The sequence below is a fragment of the Ketogulonicigenium vulgare WSH-001 genome, assembly GCF_000223375.1.
GTDB lineage: Bacteria > Pseudomonadota > Alphaproteobacteria > Rhodobacterales > Rhodobacteraceae > Ketogulonicigenium > Ketogulonicigenium vulgare.
Map to the genome: position 1 here is coordinate 1,804,242 of NC_017384.1, position 15,645 is coordinate 1,819,886.

The following is a 15,645-nucleotide window of genomic DNA, read 5'->3' on the forward strand; positions in this document are numbered from 1 at the left end:
TTTCTGAATTAGCTGATACCGCCGACCGAAATCACGGTCACAGCACGACGGTTTTGCGTGTAGCAGCTTTCGGCCGAGCACACTGCGATCGGACGCTCTTTGCCATAGCTGACGGTGCGGATGCGGTTGGCGCTGATCCCGCGCGAGATCAGATATTCGCGCACCGCATTGGCGCGGCGCGCGCCCAATGCGACGTTATATTCGCGGGTGCCTTGCTCGTCCGCGTGACCTTCGATCACGATGCCATATTGGCTGTTGGTTTGCAGCCATTGCGCCTGACCGTTCAGGATCTGCGACGCCTCGGACGAAACGCTGGACTGGTCGACAGCGAACAGGATGCGATCCCCGATCGTCTGGTTGAAATAGGCCTGGCTGGTCGGATCGCTCGCGCTGCCCGCGCCGCCCGCACCCACGCCCTGGCCGTAACCGCCAGCGCCGTAGGGGCTGTTGCTGTCACCCGTGGCCGAGCGGTCGGGGCGGCTACATGCCGACAGCGCCACGGCCGAAACCAAAAGACCCGCGATCAGAAACTTATGCATAGGTTAACCTGTAATTGCGGCGCGATCCTGCCCGCGCGTGAAGGATAGCGGGGTCAGGCTAACACGAAGCCTTCCCCGCGCAAAGCGTAGCTTAGGGCTGCAAGGGGCCCCAGCTGGGGTCGGATGCAAAGCTGCCAGTCGCGACCTGACGCAGGTTGCGTCCCGAAATATCAACCGAATAGATCGACGGCCCACCGGTTTCGCCCTGTGTTTCACGGGTAAACATCAACATCCGGCCATTGGGCGCCCAAGTCGGGCCCTCGTCCAAGAAGGAGGAGGTCAGCAGTCGCTCTTCCGAGCCATCGGTGCGCATCACGCCAATGTGAAAACGGCCGCCCTGTTGTTTGGTAAAGGCGATCATGTCACCGCGCGGGCTCCAGACCGGGGTGCCATAGCGCCCGTCGCCAAAGGAAATCCGGCGCGCTTCGCCGCCATTGGCGCCCATCACATACAGCTGCGTGGTGCCCGAGCGGTCGCTTTCAAACACGATCTGGCTGCCATCGGGCGACAGCGAGGGCGAGGTTTCGATCGACGGCGCATTGGTCAGGCGGGTGTGGCCACCGGTGCGGATGTCGGTGCGATAGATATCGGTATTGCCGCCATTGGCCAGCGAATAGATCACACTGCCGCCATCGCGCGAAAAGCGCGGCGAAAAGGCCATCTCGCCCACTTCGGTCGGCAATTGGCGCGCGCTGGCGCTGGCGACATCCAGCAGATTGATACGCGGCGCACCCGATTGATAGCTGGTATAAAGGATCTGCGCGCCCGTGGGCGAGAACCGCGGGGCCAGCACCAGCGAATTGGCATCGGTCAGATACTGCACATTGGCGCCATCATAATCCATGATCGCGACGCGCTTCAGGCGGTTATCCTTGGGGCCGCTTTCGGCGACAAAGACGACGCGGCTGTCGAAATAACCGCTCTCGCCGGTGATGCGGCTGTAAACCGCATCCGAGACCTTATGCGCCATACGCCGCCAGCCCTGAACCGAGCCGTTGAACTGCAGGCCCTGCCCGAGTTCGGCGCCGGTATAGATATCATAGAGACGGAATTTCACGGTCAGTTGGTTGCCGCTAACGGATACCGCGCCGGTCACCAGACCCTGCACGTTGATCGCACGCCAGTCGGCATAGGCCACGGCCTGATCGAACATCGCGTGGTTGCTGATAAAGGACGAGGCTGGCACCTCGCGGAACAGGCCCGAGCCGGTCAGATCCTGCGCCACAAGGCGGCTGATCTGGTTCGCGACCTCGGCCGCACCTGCGGTTTCGGCCTGAAAGGTGGGCACGGCGATCGGCAGCGGCTCGATCACGCCCTGCGTCACGGTAATCCGCAGCGGACCTTGTTGCGCCAGCGCGGGCATGGCCGCGAACGGCCCGGCCAAAGCGGCGGTCAACACAAGCGCCATGAACTTGTTCATACTGCTATCCTCACTTGCCTGCATTCTCAGGCGGCTTTGGTTTTCGTCAGCCTGCCGGTGATGTCTAAACCCCGAACGACTGCTATTGTTCATTTTTACGTCGTGTCATGCGATAACCTTGGCCCGACTGTGGCCAATTTGCGCAGGTCCCCGCCGCCCTTGGGGTTAACGCAGGCGCATCTGGCTGGGATCGAATTCAATCTCAAAACTTTGGCCGCTGGCCAGCACCGCCTGCGACAGCGGATAGCCATCGCCTTGGCAACGCAACACGGCGCGGCGGGCGGCCTCGAACGCGGTCTGCTCGGCCGCGCCGCTGCCATTGCTGCTGACCATCCGGACGTTATTGCCGATCACGCGGCCGCTGGTATCCAGCTCAAAGCCCACAACAACCGTTACCTGCGCCGCAGCCGCCCCCGGATCAACCGCCCAACAGCCCTGCACGGCGATACGGAACGCATCTTGTTCCGCGCCGCTCATCTGCACCTGCGGCGCGGAGGTGCTGGCCGAGGGCGTGTCCTGTGCGGCGGCAAGCGCGGCCAGAATATCGTCGTTGTTATTGGCAGCGGGCGTGCTGGCGGCGGCCTCGGACGCGGGCGGGGTTTGCGGCGTCGCGCTTTGCGTGGGCGCGGCGGCCTGACGCTGCGGGCGCGACTGCGGGCGCGGCACGTTCGTGGGCGCGGCGGCGGGGCGATCCGCCTCGGTCACGGTCTGGGTGGTCGCCTCGGGCGGGGCGGTTTGCTCCTGCGCTTCGTCGGCCACATCGGGCGTGTCGGCGTCGGGCGAGACGGCGGCCTGTGCAGTCGGCGCCTCTTGCGCCTGCAAGGGCGGCGCGGGGGCGGCCTCGGGGGCAATGCGGTCAGCGGGACGCGGCACGGGACGCGGGGCGACTGCGGCATCGGGGGCACCGGCGTCAGGCGCCTGAGGGGCGGGCTGCGCCTCGACCACCTGCGGCGCAACCACGGGCGCGCTCGGGGCCGCATCAGGTACCGGCGCGGGGGGCGCCTCGATCACGGGCGCCACATCGGGAACCGGCACCGGGGTCGGGGCGGCCTCGGGCGCGGGGGGCGTCTCGACGGGCGTTTCCGCCGGCGTCGGGGTCTGTTGCTGCACGGGACGCTCGGGCGGCATCGGGGCCACTTCGGGCGGTGCCTCGGCGCTGGCCGCATCAGTCGCGGTTACATCGGTCTGCACCTGGGGCGAGGTATTCGCCGCCAATTCGTCAAATTGCGCGCCCGAAATCACAGAGACATCGGGAAACTCGAACTCCAGCGGATCCGAGACAAGGCTAAGGCCAAAGATCATCCAGACGATCAGAGCCACATGCCCGATCGCCGATACCTTGGCGCCGATTGTGTTCAAGCCAAGCCGTTCCACTTGAAATCCGCCGTTATTGCGGTTGCGGAGCGAAAGTCGATCCGCCCGTATCCGTCACCAGCCCGATATTCGAGAAGCCGCCCGCATTCAGCGCGCCCATCACCTGTGCCACCATATCCCAGGAATTGGCCCCATCCGCCCGCAAATAAATGCGATCGCTGGCACGCTCGCCCGCGATGGCCTGCAGACGGGTGACCAGTTCGGCCGGGGGCACTTCGGTGGTTTGGATCATCACCAGCCCATCGGCGGTGATCGTGACACTAAGGGGTTCTTCTTGATCGATCGGCAGGGCCGATGCCTCGGTCTTTGGCAGTTCAACCGGCACGCCGACCGTCATCAGGGGCGCGGCGACCATAAACACGATCAGCAACACCAGCATCACGTCGACAAAGGGCGTGATGTTGATTTCCGAGATGGCTTGGCTGCGCCGGACACGCTTGCGCCGTCCGCCACCGCCGCCCGATTTCATGACGCCCGCGCCCATGGATCAGGCGTCCAACTGGCGCGACAGGATGGTCGAGAACTCATCCGCAAAAACCTCGTGGCTTGCGGTGATACGATCAGCATCCGTATTGAATTTGTTATAGAAGATAACCGCGGGAATAGCAGCCACCAGACCAAGGCCGGTCGCAAAAAGCGCCTCGGCGATACCGGGGGCCACGACCGCGAGATTGGTGTTCTGCTGCGCGGCAATTTCCACAAAGGCATTCATAATGCCCCAGACGGTGCCGAAAAGACCCACGAAAGGCGCAACCGAACCGACCGTCGCCAGCACTGGCAGGCCTTTTTGCAGCCGCTCGGATTCCTTGCCGATCACGACATCCATCGCCCGCTCGATCCGCGACAGCGCGCCGGGGATCAGCGCACCATCGGTGCGGTGACTGCGCCGCCACTCGCCCATACCGGCCGCAAAGACGCGCTGGCTGGCGCCATCGGGGTTGGGGCCGATCTGTTGATAGAGCAAATCCAGCGGCTCGCCCGACCAAAAGGCGCGGTCGAACTGCTCGGCCTCGGCCTTGGCGCGGCGGTATTGGATGTATTTGTCGACAACAATGGCCCAGCACCACACCGAGGCCAGTACCAGAAGGATCATCACAATCTTGACGATCAGCGTCGCGCGGGCAAACAGCGCCCACATCGTAAGGTCGTGCGTAATATCCATATCTCTGCTCTGTTACCCGCGGGTGCGGCCATCTTCGGGCCAGCTTATTGCGCATTATAGCGCAGCTTCAGGCCCTATTCCAATGGGCAATCGCGAAAGCGGCGCATCGTCGCGCAAATGTCAGCAGAGCGCATCCCGCAAGGCCGCAGGCAGGCGCACCGGCGCACCGCTGGCACTGATCGCGACCAGCGTGACGCGGGCGGCAAAGCAGACCTCGGCGCCGCGCAGCACGCGCTGATCCAGCACAAGGCGCGCGGGCGTCATCGCGTGCAAGATGGTTTCCACGATCAGATCATCCTCGAACCGCGCGGGCGTCAGGTAATCCGCCTCGACCCGGCGGACCGCAAAGACCACGCCGCTGTCCGTCTTTAGCGCAGTTTGCGAGATGCCCAGCGCCCGCACCCATTCGCTGCGCGCACGTTCTATGTATTTCAAATAATTGGCGTAATAGACGATACCGGCAAGGTCGGTATCTTCGTAATAGACGCGAAGCGCAAACTGATGGGTCATCGCGCGGCCCGCGCAGACAGGCGCAACGCATGGCTTGCATCCCCCGCCGCATCGGGCAGCACGGGGTCATAGGCGGCGCGCAGGATCGCGGCGATATCGGGATGCACAACCGTGCCGCCGCCGCTGCTTGCCAGCACCTGCGGCGCGGCCCCTGCCCCAAAGGTCAGCATGGCGCGCACGGCCTGATCCAGCGCCAGATCCTCGGCGGCAGGCTCGTCATCGGCCCCCGTCACGCGCAAAAAGGCGAAACAGGCGCGGATAGCGCCATCTGTTTCAAACCGAAACAATCGGTAACTGCGCGCGTCCTGTTCGATGAGGCGCGGCAGCGCGGCGGTGATCTCGGGGATCAGCTCGGCAATCTCGGGCGCGGCTTCCAACTCGGCCCAGTCGCGCAGCACAAAGATCATCAGATTCGCACCTTGCTCTGGGTCCGTCTCGGCAAAGCCGTGGCGCGCGATGGCGGCAACCGCCTCGATCGCGCCCTTGAAGATCGGCAGGCTTTCATCCGCCAGCCCGAAAATCACCGGCACCAAGGGCCTGCGCCAGCGCGCGAAAGTATAGGTGCCATCGGGACGGGTGAAATAGGGCGTTACATCAAGCATTCTTTAGCCAAACAAGTCACTTTGGGGGCGCGGAGGTTCCAATCCGATGTGCCGCCACGCGGCCAAAGTCAACACCCGCCCGCGCGGGCTGCGCTGGATCAGGCCCTGCTGCAACAGATAGGGCTCGATCACTTCTTCAATCGCGTCGCGGCTTTCCGAAAGCGCGGCGGCAATGGTCTCGATCCCGACCGGGCCGCCTGCAAACGTATCGCCGATCATATTCAAATAGCGCCGGTCCGCGCCATCAAGGCCCAGATCATCCACGCCCAGCCGTGTCAGCGCCATATCCGCAAGCGCATGCGAGATGCGCCCGTCGCCCTCGACCAGCGCGAAATCGACAACACGGCGCAGCAAGCGGCCGGCGATACGCGGTGTGCCACGTGCCCGGCGGGCAATCTCGCGCGCGCCATCATCATCGGTGGGCACCCCCAGCAGGCGCGCCCCGCGCCGGACGATCAGGTTCAACTCCTCAATCGTATAGAATTCCAGCCGGGTCGGGATGCCAAAGCGGTCGCGCAAAGGCGTCGTCAGCAACCCCAGGCGCGTCGTTGCCCCGACCAATGTAAAGGGCTGCAGATCGATCCGCACCGTGCGGGCCGCGGGCCCCTCGCCGATCACCAGATCCAGCGCGAAATCCTCCATCGCGGGATAAAGCACTTCCTCGACCACAGGCGACAGACGGTGGATCTCGTCGATGAACAGCACATCGCGCGGCTCGAGATTCGTGAGGATCGCTGCCAGATCCCCCGGCTTCGCCAGCACGGGGCCAGAGGTCATGCGAAACCCCACCCCCAGCTCGCGCGCCATGATCTGCGCCAGCGTGGTTTTACCCAGACCGGGCGGGCCGTGGAACAAGGTGTGATCCATTGCCTCGCCCCGTCTGCGGGCGCTTTCGATAAAGATGCGCAGATTGGCGCGCGCCTCGGCCTGCCCCACGAATTCATCAAGGCCCTGCGGACGCAGGGCGCGGTCGGGGTTATCCTCGGGCAAGGGATCAGCGCGCAGGGTAGGGTCTGATTCAATCATTTCTTATGCCTTTGGCGCCAGCAGCTTCAGCGCCGCAAGGATCAGCGCGCTGGCATCGGCATCCGGCGCCTCGCCCGCCGCTTGCGCCACCGCCGCCGCCGCATCTGATGGGCTATAGCCCAAATTCCCCAGCGCAGACAAAGCATCGGGCTGTGCATTGGACACAGGCCTTGCGCGCCGCGCAGCAGGTTTTGGTGCGGGGCCGTCATCCTCGATCACCGCATCCAGACTTTCCGCGCCGCCAGACATGGCCATGACGGTCGGCGCCTTGCCCTTCAACTCCATCACCACGCGCTGCGCGGTTTTGGGGCCGATGCCCTTGGCCTTGGCAATGCTGGACCAATCGCCCAGCGCCAGCGCCCGCGACAACCCGTCGCCGCCCAGCGCCCCCATGATCGCAAGCGCGGCCTTGGCCCCCACACCCTGCACGCCCATCAGCAGCTTGTGCCACTCTTTTTCCGTGCGCGATGTAAAGCCGAAGAGCTGCATCAGATCTTCGCGCACCAGCAGATCGGTATAAAGCGCCACCGCCTCGCCCACGCCGGGCAGGCTGGCCATCACCCGATCCGAGACATGGATGATATAGCCGACCCCCCGCACATCCAGCAGGATCTGATCGCCACTTTTTTCAATGATCCGTCCAGACAGCCAGCCGATCATCCCCGCGCCCTTACATTTATACGTTGATCCGCCCGCGCAATCGCCGCCTGTAAATGGCCCGCACTTTGGCTGTGATGCGCGTGGCAAATGGCAATCGCCAACGCATCGGCGGCATCGACACCGACCAGCTTCACCCCCGGCAAATGCAGGCGCACCATATGTTCAACCTGCCCTTTGTCTGCATGGCCCACGCCGACGATGGCCTTTTTCACCGCATTTGGCGCATATTCCCCGACACTCAGCCCCGCTTGCGCAGGAACCAGCAGCGCAATCGCGCGCGCCTGCCCCAGTTTCAGCGTGGCCACCGCGTCGCGGTTCACAAAGGTATTTTCGACGGCCGCCGTATCGGGGGCATAGGTTTCGAACACACGGGTCAATTGGCCATGCAGGGACAGCAAGCGCGCGGCCAGATCATCGCCCGCAGAATGGCAAATCCCGTTCGCGACATGGCTGATGCGGGTGCCCTGCACGTCGATCACCCCCCAACCCATGTTCCGCAGCCCCGGATCAATTCCCAACACACGCATGGCTGCCCCTTTTCGCCGCTTTCCCAACGACTAGCACAAATAGCGAACACGCGCCAAGGCGTGAATTTTCTCGCTATTTTCGGCTGACCCATCACGCCCTGTGATGTGTCATTTCAATTTCGCATAATATTCATGCAGCGGTATGCAAACAGCGCATAATAACCATGCGATATAAGAACTAGTGGTGGCCGCGGAACCGCACTATCTGAGGCTCACAAGACACGAAGACAACGCCGCAGCGCGGCACCCACGGTGGGCAAAACGGCCCACATCCAGATGAACAGGATCAAGGCAATGGCCACCTACGAATTGAACACCACCGCTTATGCAAACACCAACGGCAACTTCTTTGCACGTCTGCTGCAACGCGTCGCCACTTGGAACGAAATGCGCCAGACCCGCATCGCTCTGATGTCGCTGTCGGACCACGAACTGGCTGACATCGGCCTGACCCACGCCGACATCGACGCGATCGTCAGCGGCAAGCTGGCACGCTAATCATCCCAGGGCATGTTGGCGCCTCCATCCGGCGCCTCGCCCAAGGTGATCTCAAGGCCGCTGCTCCCCTCCCGGGCAGCGGCCTTTTATATTGCCTACAGCGCCAGCATCTGGCGCAGGCGCGCATAGGTGTCCTGCACATCGTCAGACCATTCGGCGCCCCGCGCGCGGAACAGCGTCGCTTGGCTGGCCAGAATCGGGCCATCGCCCAAAATCTTCAGCCCATTGGCGCGCAAGGTCTCGCCGGTCGAGGTGATATCCGCGATCGCCTCGGCGGTCTCGTTCTTGACGGTGCCTTCGGTCGCGCCTTGGCTATCGACCAGTTGATAATCAGCAATGTCATGCGCCTGCATATATTCGCGCACAAGGCGGTGGTATTTCGTGGCGATGCGCAAACGGAACCCATGATCACGGCGAAACGCGGCGGCGGCGGCGTCCAGATCGTCCAGCGTTTCCACATCCACCCAGTGATTCGGCACCGCAATGATCAGATCGGCATGGCCAAAGCCTAAAGGCGCCAATTCCTCGACCTGCGCCGGCCAGTTCGCAACCTTTTCACGCAGCACATCAGTGCCGGTCACGCCCAGATGGATGCGGCCCGCCGCGAGTTCCAGCGGAATCTCTCCGGCGGACAGCAGCACCACCTCGACCCCGCCCAGACCCTCGGCCACGGCGGCGTAATCGCGATCCGAGCCCGCCCGGCGCAGACGCAGGCCCCGCGCGCCGAACCAGTCAAAGGTCTTTTCCATCAGCCGCCCCTTGGACGGCACACCCAGCTTCAACGGCATGGATCAAGCCCCCTTCAAGCCGACGACAATTTCGGGACGGATCACACCGCCCACGGCAGGCACGGCACGCCCCTGCCCCAAAACGCGGGTCAGCGCGTCATAGCGCCCGCCGCTGGCAACGGGAGGGAAATGACGCCCCGCCGCATAAAGGCCAAAGACGAACCCGTCGTAATACTCGAGGGCCGTGCGGCCAAAGGTGGTCTCGAAGGCAACTTCGGCCAGATCGATGCCGCGGGCGGTCAGCGCCTCCATCCGCAGGGACAGGCGCGCGACGGCGGGCGCGATCCCGGCGTAACGGCTGGCAATATCGCGAAGCTCACGCAGCGCCTGCGGCGCGGGGGCGGCGACGGCCAGAATCTCGTCAAACAGCGCCATTTGCGCGGGCGGGATCGGCGGGGTCGCGGCATCCTCGCGCATCGCATCCAGACGCGCGGCGACCTCATCCATGCTGCGCAGACCAAAGGCGGGCGGCGCATCCGCCAGCACATCGGCGCGCGGCGCGGGCAAAGGTTGCCGCCCGCCAAAACGGTCGAGCAGCAGACGGAACCGGCGCGGCCGCCAGACATGACGCAGCAGCGCCGCCTTGCGCGCATCAGACGTGTCCAGCGCGCGCACGGCAGAGACCAGAATCCCGATATCGCCCATCGCCGCCTGCACGTTCAGATCGCCGAGCGCGGCGGTGATGGTTGCATAAACCTCGGCATCGGCATCCGCCTCGGCCTGTTCGGTGAACAGCTCGAACCCGACTTGGATGAATTCGGCAGGCCCGGCAGAGACCTCTTGGCGGCGGAACACCTCGCCCGCATAGGCATAGCGCCCCGGCCCCGCGCCCGCCGCCATATGCATCTGCACCAGCGGCACGGTAAAGTCGGGGCGCAGCATCATCTCGCCCCGAAGCGGGTCGTTGGTCACATAGGCGCGGGCGCGGATATCCTCGCCATAAAGGTCCAGCAGCACATCAGCGGGCTGCAGGATATCAGCCTCGACGATCTCGGCGCCCGCGGCGGTGAACAGCGCCAGAATCCGCGCAGCTTCCGCCCGCGCGGCAGCTTTCGATGCAGTCGGGATCATGCCTGCCCCGCGATGATCGCCTTGACCCGCGCAACCATGTCGGCGCGCGCGACCTCGTATTGGCTGGGGCGGTCTTTCCATTCCTCGAGGCTGGCCGAAGCCGCGATCTGCGCGCCCAAGACCAGATCCTTGATCTGCACGACGCCGCGCGCCTTTTCATCGCCGCCTTCGATAATCGCGATGGGCGCGTTGCGTTTGTCGGCGTATTTCAACTGGTTGCCGAATTGCTTGGGATTGCCCAGATAGACCTCGGCGCGGATACCGGCGCGGCGCAGCTCGGCCACGATGGATTGGTAATCCGCCATGCGGTCGCGGTCCATCACTGTGACAACGACAGGCCCCTGCGCGGTCTGCTGCCCCATGCGCCCCTTGGCGCGCAGCGCGGCCAGCAGGCGGTCAACCCCGATCGAGACGCCGGTTGCGGGCACTTCTTGCCCGGTGAACCGCTTGACCAGATCATCATAGCGCCCGCCGCCGGACACCGAGCCGAACTGGCGCGGACGGCCCTTTTCATCCAGGATTTCAAAGGTCAACTCGGCCTCGAACACGGGGCCGGTGTAATAGCCAAGGCCGCGCACCACAGCGGGGTCGATCATGACGCGATCCGCGCCATAGCCCTGCGCCTCGAGCAGCTCGGCAATGGTTTCCAACTCGTCCACGCCGGTCGCGCCGATGGCAGAACCCGTCACCAATTCGCGCAGACGCGCAGCGGTTTGCACGCCGGTGTCGCGGCGCGCGAACATAAAGCCCATCACGATATCGGCTTGCTCGGCCGACAGGCCCGCGCCTTTGGTGAAATCGCCGGACTCGTCCTTGCGGCCCGCGCCCAGCAGCGCGCGCACGCCCGCATCGCCCAGCCGGTCAAACTTGTCGATGGCGCGCAGCACGATGCCGCGCTCGGTTACGAATTTATCGGGATCGCTGGGGTCCAGAACGCCCGCTACTTCCATGACGCCGTTCAGCACTTTGCGGTTGTTCACCTTGACGATGTAATCGCCGCGCGGGATGCCGACGACTTCCAGCGTATCGGACAGCATGGCGCAAATCTCGGCATCCGCCGCGACCGAGGGCGCGCCGACTGTGTCGGCATCGCATTGATAGAACTGGCGGAAACGGCCCGGGCCCGGCTTTTCATTGCGCCAGACCGGCCCCATCGCATAGCGGCGATAGGGTGTCGGCAGATCGTTGCGGAACTGGGAATAGACCCGTGCCAGCGGCGCCGTCAGATCATAGCGCAGCGCCAGCCAATCGGCATCTTCGTCCTGCCAGCCGAACACGCCCTCGTTCGGGCGATCGACGTCGGGCAGGAACTTGCCCAGCGCCTCGACCGTCTCGACCGCCGAGGTTTCCAGCGCATCAAAGCCATAGGCATGATAGACCCCGGCGATCTGATGCAGCATTTCTGCGCGCTCGGTGACCTCGGCGCCGAAATAATCACGAAATCCCTTGGGGGTCTCGGCCCGCGGGCGGGCCCTTGTCTTGTCCTTGGCCATGGTCTGGTCCTGCGTATCTTGGGTGAAACAGGCTTTAAACCGCCCAGAACCATAGGGCAATGCGCCACCTTCCCCTTTGCAAAAACTTCGCGACCTGCCAAGCTGCCGCCATGAGCACCGATAACATGCAAACCCTACTGGAAGAAAAGATCGCCCATCTGACGCGGATGGTCGAGGATCTGTCCGATGTCATCCACCGCCAGGATCAAGAACTGGTGCTGCTGACCCGCCGCGTGCAATTCCTGATCGAACGCGACGCCAACCGCGAGGCGGAGCTGATGGACAGCCCCGCCGCCGACCAGCGCCCGCCGCACTGGTAAGGGGTTAGACCTCGATGACTTCCTGCACCCCGTTCACCGCGCGCAATGCCGCGCGGATTTGCGGGTTCAGCGGATAGGTCCGGGGGGCCTCGATCTTTACCTCGCCCACATCCGGCACGATGATCTCGAATGCGATATGGCCACGCGGGGCGCGCACCTTGGCCGCAATGGCGTTTTCCAGCACCGATGACACCTGCGCCAGCGCCTCCTCGCGGTCGATATAGATGCGATACCCCTCGACGCCAGTGTCCATCTCGCCCACGGCACTAAAGGATCGCGCCAGCAGTTTCAGCTGATCCGCCTCCAGCGTCGCCTCGGCCTGCAAGATGACCTGCGTGCCTGCCTCAAGCAGGGGACGGGCCGCCTCTAGCACGTCCGAGAAAATCGTGACCTCGTATTGTCCCGACGGATCAGACAGTTGCGCAAAGGCAAAGCGGTTGCCACGTGCCGATTTACGCTCTTGCCGCCCCGAGACAACCCCCGCCATCCGCGCCAGAAACGCACCGTTTTGCGCCTTGCCCTCGACTTCCGACAGGGTCAGGACACCTTTGCGGCGCAGGCCCGGCATGTGATCATCCAGCGGGTGACCGGACAGGTAAAAGCCGATCGCCTTGAATTCCTCGCCCAAACGCTCGGCCGCCAGCCAGTCGGGAACGTTGGGCAGGCGCGGCTCGGGCAGGTCATCGCCGCCTTCACCAAACAGCGATACCTGGTTCGAGCTGCGCTGTTCGTGCACCGCGACCGAATAAGCCACCAGCGCATCGAGCGATTCCAGCACGCGGCGGCGGTTGCTATCCAGCACGTCAAAGGCACCGGCGCGCGCCATCATTTCCAGCGGGCGCTTGCCGACGCGTTTCAGATCAACGCGGCGGGCAAAATCGAACAGCGTCACAAAGGGCTTGCCCGCGCGTGCCTCGACCACCAGCCGCATCGCATCAACGCCGACGTTTTTCAGCGCGCCCAGCGCATAGACCAACTTGCCATCCACCACGTCGAACGTCGCCAGCGAGCGGTTCACGCAGGGCGGCACCGTGCCCAGCTTCAGCCCGCGGCGCACCTCTTGGAAATAGACTGCCAGCTTATCCGTCAGATGGATATCGCAGTTCATGACGCCGGCCATGAACTCGACCGCGTGGTTCGCCTTTAGCCAGGCGGTCTGATAGCTGACCACCGCATAGGCTGCCGCGTGCGATTTGTTGAAACCATAATTCGCGAATTTCTCGAGCAAGTCAAAGACTTCGCCAGCCTTTTTCTCGTCGATATTATGGGTTTCTTTCGCGCCCGTGGTAAACTTGGGCCGCTCTTTCGCCATTTCCTCGGCGATCTTTTTACCCATGGCGCGGCGGAGCAAGTCGGCGCCCCCTAGGCTATAGCCCGCCATGACCTGCGCGATCTGCATCACCTGTTCTTGGTAAACGATAATGCCCTGCGTTTCGGCCAGAATAAAGTCGATGGTCGGATGGATCGAGGTGATCTCGCGCTGGCCGTTCTTCACCTCGCAATAGGTCGGGATGTTTTCCATCGGGCCGGGACGATAGAGGGCCACCAGTGCGACGATATCCTCGATACAGGTCGGCTTCATGCGCTTGAGCGCATCCATCATGCCGGTCGATTCAACCTGAAAGACGGCGACGGTCTTGGCGTCGGAATAAAGCTGATAGGATTTCGCATCATCCAACGGGATCGCGCCGATATCATCCTCGGCCCCCTTGGGCGGGGTATAAAGCACCGTGCCATCTGCCGCCTCGTGCAAATGGCGGCCGGATTTGCGGATCAGGCTGACCGCGTTTTGAATGACGGTCAGGGTTTTCAGGCCCAGAAAGTCGAATTTCACCAGCCCCGCCTGTTCGACCCATTTCATATTGAACTGGGTCGCGGGCATGTCCGATCGCGGATCTTGGTAAAGCGGCACCAGATGATCCAGCGGCCGGTCGCCGATCACCACCCCCGCCGCGTGGGTCGAGGCATTGCGCAAAAGCCCCTCGACCTGCTGCGCGTAGTCCAAGAGCCGCGCAACCACAGGCTCGCGATCCGCCTCCTCGCGCAGACGCGGCTCGTCTTTCAGGGCCTGCGCGATCGAGACGGGCTTGACCCCCTCGACGGGGATCATCTTGGACAGGCGGTCAACCTGTCCATAGGGCATCTGCAGCACACGGCCCACGTCGCGCACAGCGGCTTTCGACAGCAGCGCACCGAATGTAATGATCTGCGCCACGCGGTCGCGACCATATTTACCCTGCACATATTGGATCACCTCCTCGCGGCGATCCATGCAAAAGTCGATATCAAAGTCCGGCATCGAGACGCGTTCGGGGTTCAGGAACCGCTCGAACAGCAGGCTATAGCGGATTGGGTCTAGGTCGGTGATCGTCAGCGCATAGGCGACCAAACTGCCCGCACCCGAACCGCGCCCCGGCCCCACCGGAATACCCTCGTCCTTGGCCCATTTGATGAAATCCGCCACGATCAGGAAGTAACCGGGAAAGCCCATCTTCTCGATGATATTCATCTCGAATTCCAGGCGATCCCAATAGACATGCAATTCCGCCGCATGGGGGATCACATCAAGGCGCGCTTGCAGACCGGCTTTCGACTGACGGCGCAGCTCCTCGACCTCGTCATCCGCGAAACGGGGCAGAATAGGGTCGCGCTTATAGGCTTTGAACGCGCAGCGTTTCGCGATCTCGACGGTGTTTTCCAGCGCCTCGGGCAGATCGGCGAACAGGGTCGCCATCTCGGCCTGCGATTTGAAATAATGCTGCGGCGTCAGCTTGCGGCGAGGTTCTTGCTGGTCGACATAGGCGCCCTCGGCGATGCAGATCAGTGCGTCATGCGCCTCATAGAAGCCTTCATCCTTGAAATAGGCATCGTTGGTCGCAACCAGTGGCAGGTTCAGCGCATAGGCCCATTCAATAAAGGGCCGCTCGGTCTGCGCCTCCGCATCCGGCAAGCCGCCCTCGATCGGGTGGCGCTGCAGCTCGACATAAAGGCGGTTGGGATAAATCGCGGCGAGGCGTTCCAGCAGCAGGCGGGCGGCATTGTCTTGTCCAGCGCGGATCATCCGGCCCAGCGGGCCATCGGGGCCGCCGGTCAGGCAGATCAGCCCCTCGGCATGAGCCGCAAGATCGGCGGTCGTCACCTGCGGCAGCGCACCGCCCTTGTCCAGATAGGCACAGGAATTCAGCGCCATCAGATTGGCATAACCAACCTCGGATTGCGCCAGCAGCACGATCGGGGCCGGGTCCTCGGCGCGCTTGCCCGCCTCGACCTTCATATAGGTCAGATCGACCTGACAGCCGATGATCGGCTGAATGCCGGATTTCGAGGCTTTTTCAGAAAATTCCAGCGCGCAGAACAGGTTATTGGTATCAGTGACGGCGACCGCAGGCATTCCGGCGGCTTTCGCCAGCTTTGGCAGATCGCCCGCATGGATCGCGCCTTCCAGCAGGGAATATTCGGTATGCACCCGCAGATGGATAAACTTCGGATCAGCCATTGCAGCCCCCTTCGCCGTCATTGACCAGCCATAACCCGCCGCCTGAGGAACGGGCAAGGCTTGGCCGACCTTCATCCACCTTGCGGCGCAGGATTGCAAGCGCGCGGCGCCCGTGCGATCCTGACGCTACGTTACAGTCTTTCCCACACAAGAGGCCAG

General features: G+C 63.4%; 16 protein-coding genes. 2 read left to right on the forward strand and 14 right to left on the reverse strand.

The window, feature by feature from the left end; all coding sequences use genetic code 11:
• Positions 1-8: 8 nt before the first annotated feature.
• From pal to ruvC, 10 genes are all read right to left on the reverse strand, one after another.
• Positions 9-539: a peptidoglycan-associated lipoprotein Pal gene (pal, locus tag KVU_RS08890; protein WP_014537912.1), complete on the reverse strand. Its 531-nt coding sequence runs from the start codon at positions 537-539 to the stop codon at positions 9-11.
• A 91-nt stretch (positions 540-630) separates the two neighbouring features.
• The gene (gene tolB / locus KVU_RS08895) at positions 631-1,959 is read right to left on the reverse strand and encodes a Tol-Pal system beta propeller repeat protein TolB (RefSeq protein WP_013384891.1); all 1,329 of its coding nucleotides are present in this window, start codon (positions 1,957-1,959) and stop codon (positions 631-633) included.
• A 165-nt stretch (positions 1,960-2,124) separates the two neighbouring features.
• The gene (gene tolA, locus KVU_RS08900; protein ID WP_014537913.1) at positions 2,125-3,333 is read right to left on the reverse strand and encodes a cell envelope integrity protein TolA; all 1,209 of its coding nucleotides are present in this window, start codon (positions 3,331-3,333) and stop codon (positions 2,125-2,127) included.
• A gap of 13 nt (positions 3,334-3,346) precedes the next feature.
• Positions 3,347-3,817, reverse strand: coding sequence for an ExbD/TolR family protein (locus tag KVU_RS08905; RefSeq protein WP_013384893.1), 471 nt, complete (start codon positions 3,815-3,817; stop codon positions 3,347-3,349).
• Positions 3,818-3,820: 3 nt separating this feature from the next.
• On the reverse strand, positions 3,821-4,495 hold the full coding sequence (tolQ, locus tag KVU_RS08910) for a protein TolQ (protein WP_014537914.1): 675 nt from the start codon (positions 4,493-4,495) through the stop codon (positions 3,821-3,823).
• 120 nt (positions 4,496-4,615) lie between these two features.
• Entirely contained in the window at positions 4,616-5,005 is a 390-nt protein-coding gene (gene ybgC, locus KVU_RS08915; protein ID WP_013384895.1) for a tol-pal system-associated acyl-CoA thioesterase, read from the reverse strand.
• On the reverse strand, positions 5,002-5,607 hold the full coding sequence (locus KVU_RS08920; RefSeq protein ID WP_013384896.1) for a hypothetical protein: 606 nt from the start codon (positions 5,605-5,607) through the stop codon (positions 5,002-5,004). Before KVU_RS08920 ends, ybgC begins: the two co-directional genes overlap by 4 nt.
• A gap of 3 nt (positions 5,608-5,610) precedes the next feature.
• Positions 5,611-6,633: a Holliday junction branch migration DNA helicase RuvB gene (gene ruvB, locus KVU_RS08925; protein WP_013384897.1), complete on the reverse strand. Its 1,023-nt coding sequence runs from the start codon at positions 6,631-6,633 to the stop codon at positions 5,611-5,613.
• A gap of 3 nt (positions 6,634-6,636) precedes the next feature.
• Positions 6,637-7,293, reverse strand: coding sequence for a Holliday junction branch migration protein RuvA (gene ruvA, locus KVU_RS08930; RefSeq protein WP_013384898.1), 657 nt, complete (start codon positions 7,291-7,293; stop codon positions 6,637-6,639).
• On the reverse strand, positions 7,290-7,820 hold the full coding sequence (gene ruvC / locus KVU_RS08935) for a crossover junction endodeoxyribonuclease RuvC (RefSeq protein ID WP_013384899.1): 531 nt from the start codon (positions 7,818-7,820) through the stop codon (positions 7,290-7,292). The genes ruvA and ruvC overlap by 4 nt, the downstream gene beginning before the upstream one ends.
• Before the next feature lie 294 nt (positions 7,821-8,114).
• Here ruvC and KVU_RS08940 point away from each other — a divergent pair, with 294 nt between their 5' ends.
• Positions 8,115-8,318 (forward strand): DUF1127 domain-containing protein, encoded by a 204-nt coding sequence (locus KVU_RS08940; RefSeq protein WP_014537915.1) that lies wholly within the window; start codon positions 8,115-8,117, stop codon positions 8,316-8,318.
• A gap of 95 nt (positions 8,319-8,413) precedes the next feature.
• On the opposite strand, the gene hisG is transcribed toward KVU_RS08940, so the two are convergent.
• The 3 genes from hisG to hisS are packed head-to-tail and all read right to left on the reverse strand — an operon-like array spanning position 8,414 to position 11,670.
• Positions 8,414-9,106 (reverse strand): ATP phosphoribosyltransferase, encoded by a 693-nt coding sequence (gene hisG, locus KVU_RS08945; protein WP_013384901.1) that lies wholly within the window; start codon positions 9,104-9,106, stop codon positions 8,414-8,416.
• Between the two features lie 3 nt (positions 9,107-9,109).
• Entirely contained in the window at positions 9,110-10,177 is a 1,068-nt protein-coding gene (locus KVU_RS08950) for an ATP phosphoribosyltransferase regulatory subunit (protein WP_013384902.1), read from the reverse strand.
• A complete protein-coding gene (gene hisS, locus KVU_RS08955) occupies positions 10,174-11,670 on the reverse strand; it encodes a histidine--tRNA ligase (RefSeq protein ID WP_044008069.1) in 1,497 nt (498 codons plus the stop codon). Before hisS ends, KVU_RS08950 begins: the two co-directional genes overlap by 4 nt.
• Before the next feature lie 110 nt (positions 11,671-11,780).
• Between hisS and KVU_RS08960 the strand changes: the two genes are divergently transcribed.
• Positions 11,781-11,990, forward strand: coding sequence for a SlyX family protein (locus tag KVU_RS08960; protein ID WP_013384904.1), 210 nt, complete (start codon positions 11,781-11,783; stop codon positions 11,988-11,990).
• A 4-nt stretch (positions 11,991-11,994) separates the two neighbouring features.
• Here KVU_RS08960 and dnaE read toward each other — a convergent pair whose 3' ends face one another.
• Positions 11,995-15,486 (reverse strand): DNA polymerase III subunit alpha, encoded by a 3,492-nt coding sequence (dnaE, locus tag KVU_RS08965; protein WP_013384905.1) that lies wholly within the window; start codon positions 15,484-15,486, stop codon positions 11,995-11,997.
• Between the last annotated feature and the right edge of the window lie 159 nt (positions 15,487-15,645).

What these genes read in the sequence shown, in the direction of transcription:
- pal (WP_014537912.1), bottom strand. Translation starts at nt 539, where the DNA reads ATGCATAAGTTTCTGATCGCGGGTCTTTTGGTTTCGGCCGTGGCGCTG.
- tolB (WP_013384891.1), bottom strand. Translation starts at nt 1,959, where the DNA reads ATGAACAAGTTCATGGCGCTTGTGTTGACCGCCGCTTTGGCCGGGCCG.
- KVU_RS08905 (WP_013384893.1), bottom strand. Translation starts at nt 3,817, where the DNA reads ATGGGCGCGGGCGTCATGAAATCGGGCGGCGGTGGCGGACGGCGCAAG.
- tolQ (WP_014537914.1), bottom strand. Translation starts at nt 4,495, where the DNA reads ATGGATATTACGCACGACCTTACGATGTGGGCGCTGTTTGCCCGCGCG.
- ybgC (WP_013384895.1), bottom strand. Translation starts at nt 5,005, where the DNA reads ATGACCCATCAGTTTGCGCTTCGCGTCTATTACGAAGATACCGACCTT.
- KVU_RS08920 (WP_013384896.1), bottom strand. Translation starts at nt 5,607, where the DNA reads ATGCTTGATGTAACGCCCTATTTCACCCGTCCCGATGGCACCTATACT.
- ruvB (WP_013384897.1), bottom strand. Translation starts at nt 6,633, where the DNA reads ATGATTGAATCAGACCCTACCCTGCGCGCTGATCCCTTGCCCGAGGAT.
- ruvA (WP_013384898.1), bottom strand. Translation starts at nt 7,293, where the DNA reads ATGATCGGCTGGCTGTCTGGACGGATCATTGAAAAAAGTGGCGATCAG.
- ruvC (WP_013384899.1), bottom strand. Translation starts at nt 7,820, where the DNA reads ATGCGTGTGTTGGGAATTGATCCGGGGCTGCGGAACATGGGTTGGGGG.
- KVU_RS08940 (WP_014537915.1), top strand. Translation starts at nt 8,115, where the DNA reads ATGGCCACCTACGAATTGAACACCACCGCTTATGCAAACACCAACGGC.
- hisG (WP_013384901.1), bottom strand. Translation starts at nt 9,106, where the DNA reads ATGCCGTTGAAGCTGGGTGTGCCGTCCAAGGGGCGGCTGATGGAAAAG.
- KVU_RS08950 (WP_013384902.1), bottom strand. Translation starts at nt 10,177, where the DNA reads ATGATCCCGACTGCATCGAAAGCTGCCGCGCGGGCGGAAGCTGCGCGG.
- hisS (WP_044008069.1), bottom strand. Translation starts at nt 11,670, where the DNA reads ATGGCCAAGGACAAGACAAGGGCCCGCCCGCGGGCCGAGACCCCCAAG.
- KVU_RS08960 (WP_013384904.1), top strand. Translation starts at nt 11,781, where the DNA reads ATGAGCACCGATAACATGCAAACCCTACTGGAAGAAAAGATCGCCCAT.
- dnaE (WP_013384905.1), bottom strand. Translation starts at nt 15,486, where the DNA reads ATGGCTGATCCGAAGTTTATCCATCTGCGGGTGCATACCGAATATTCC.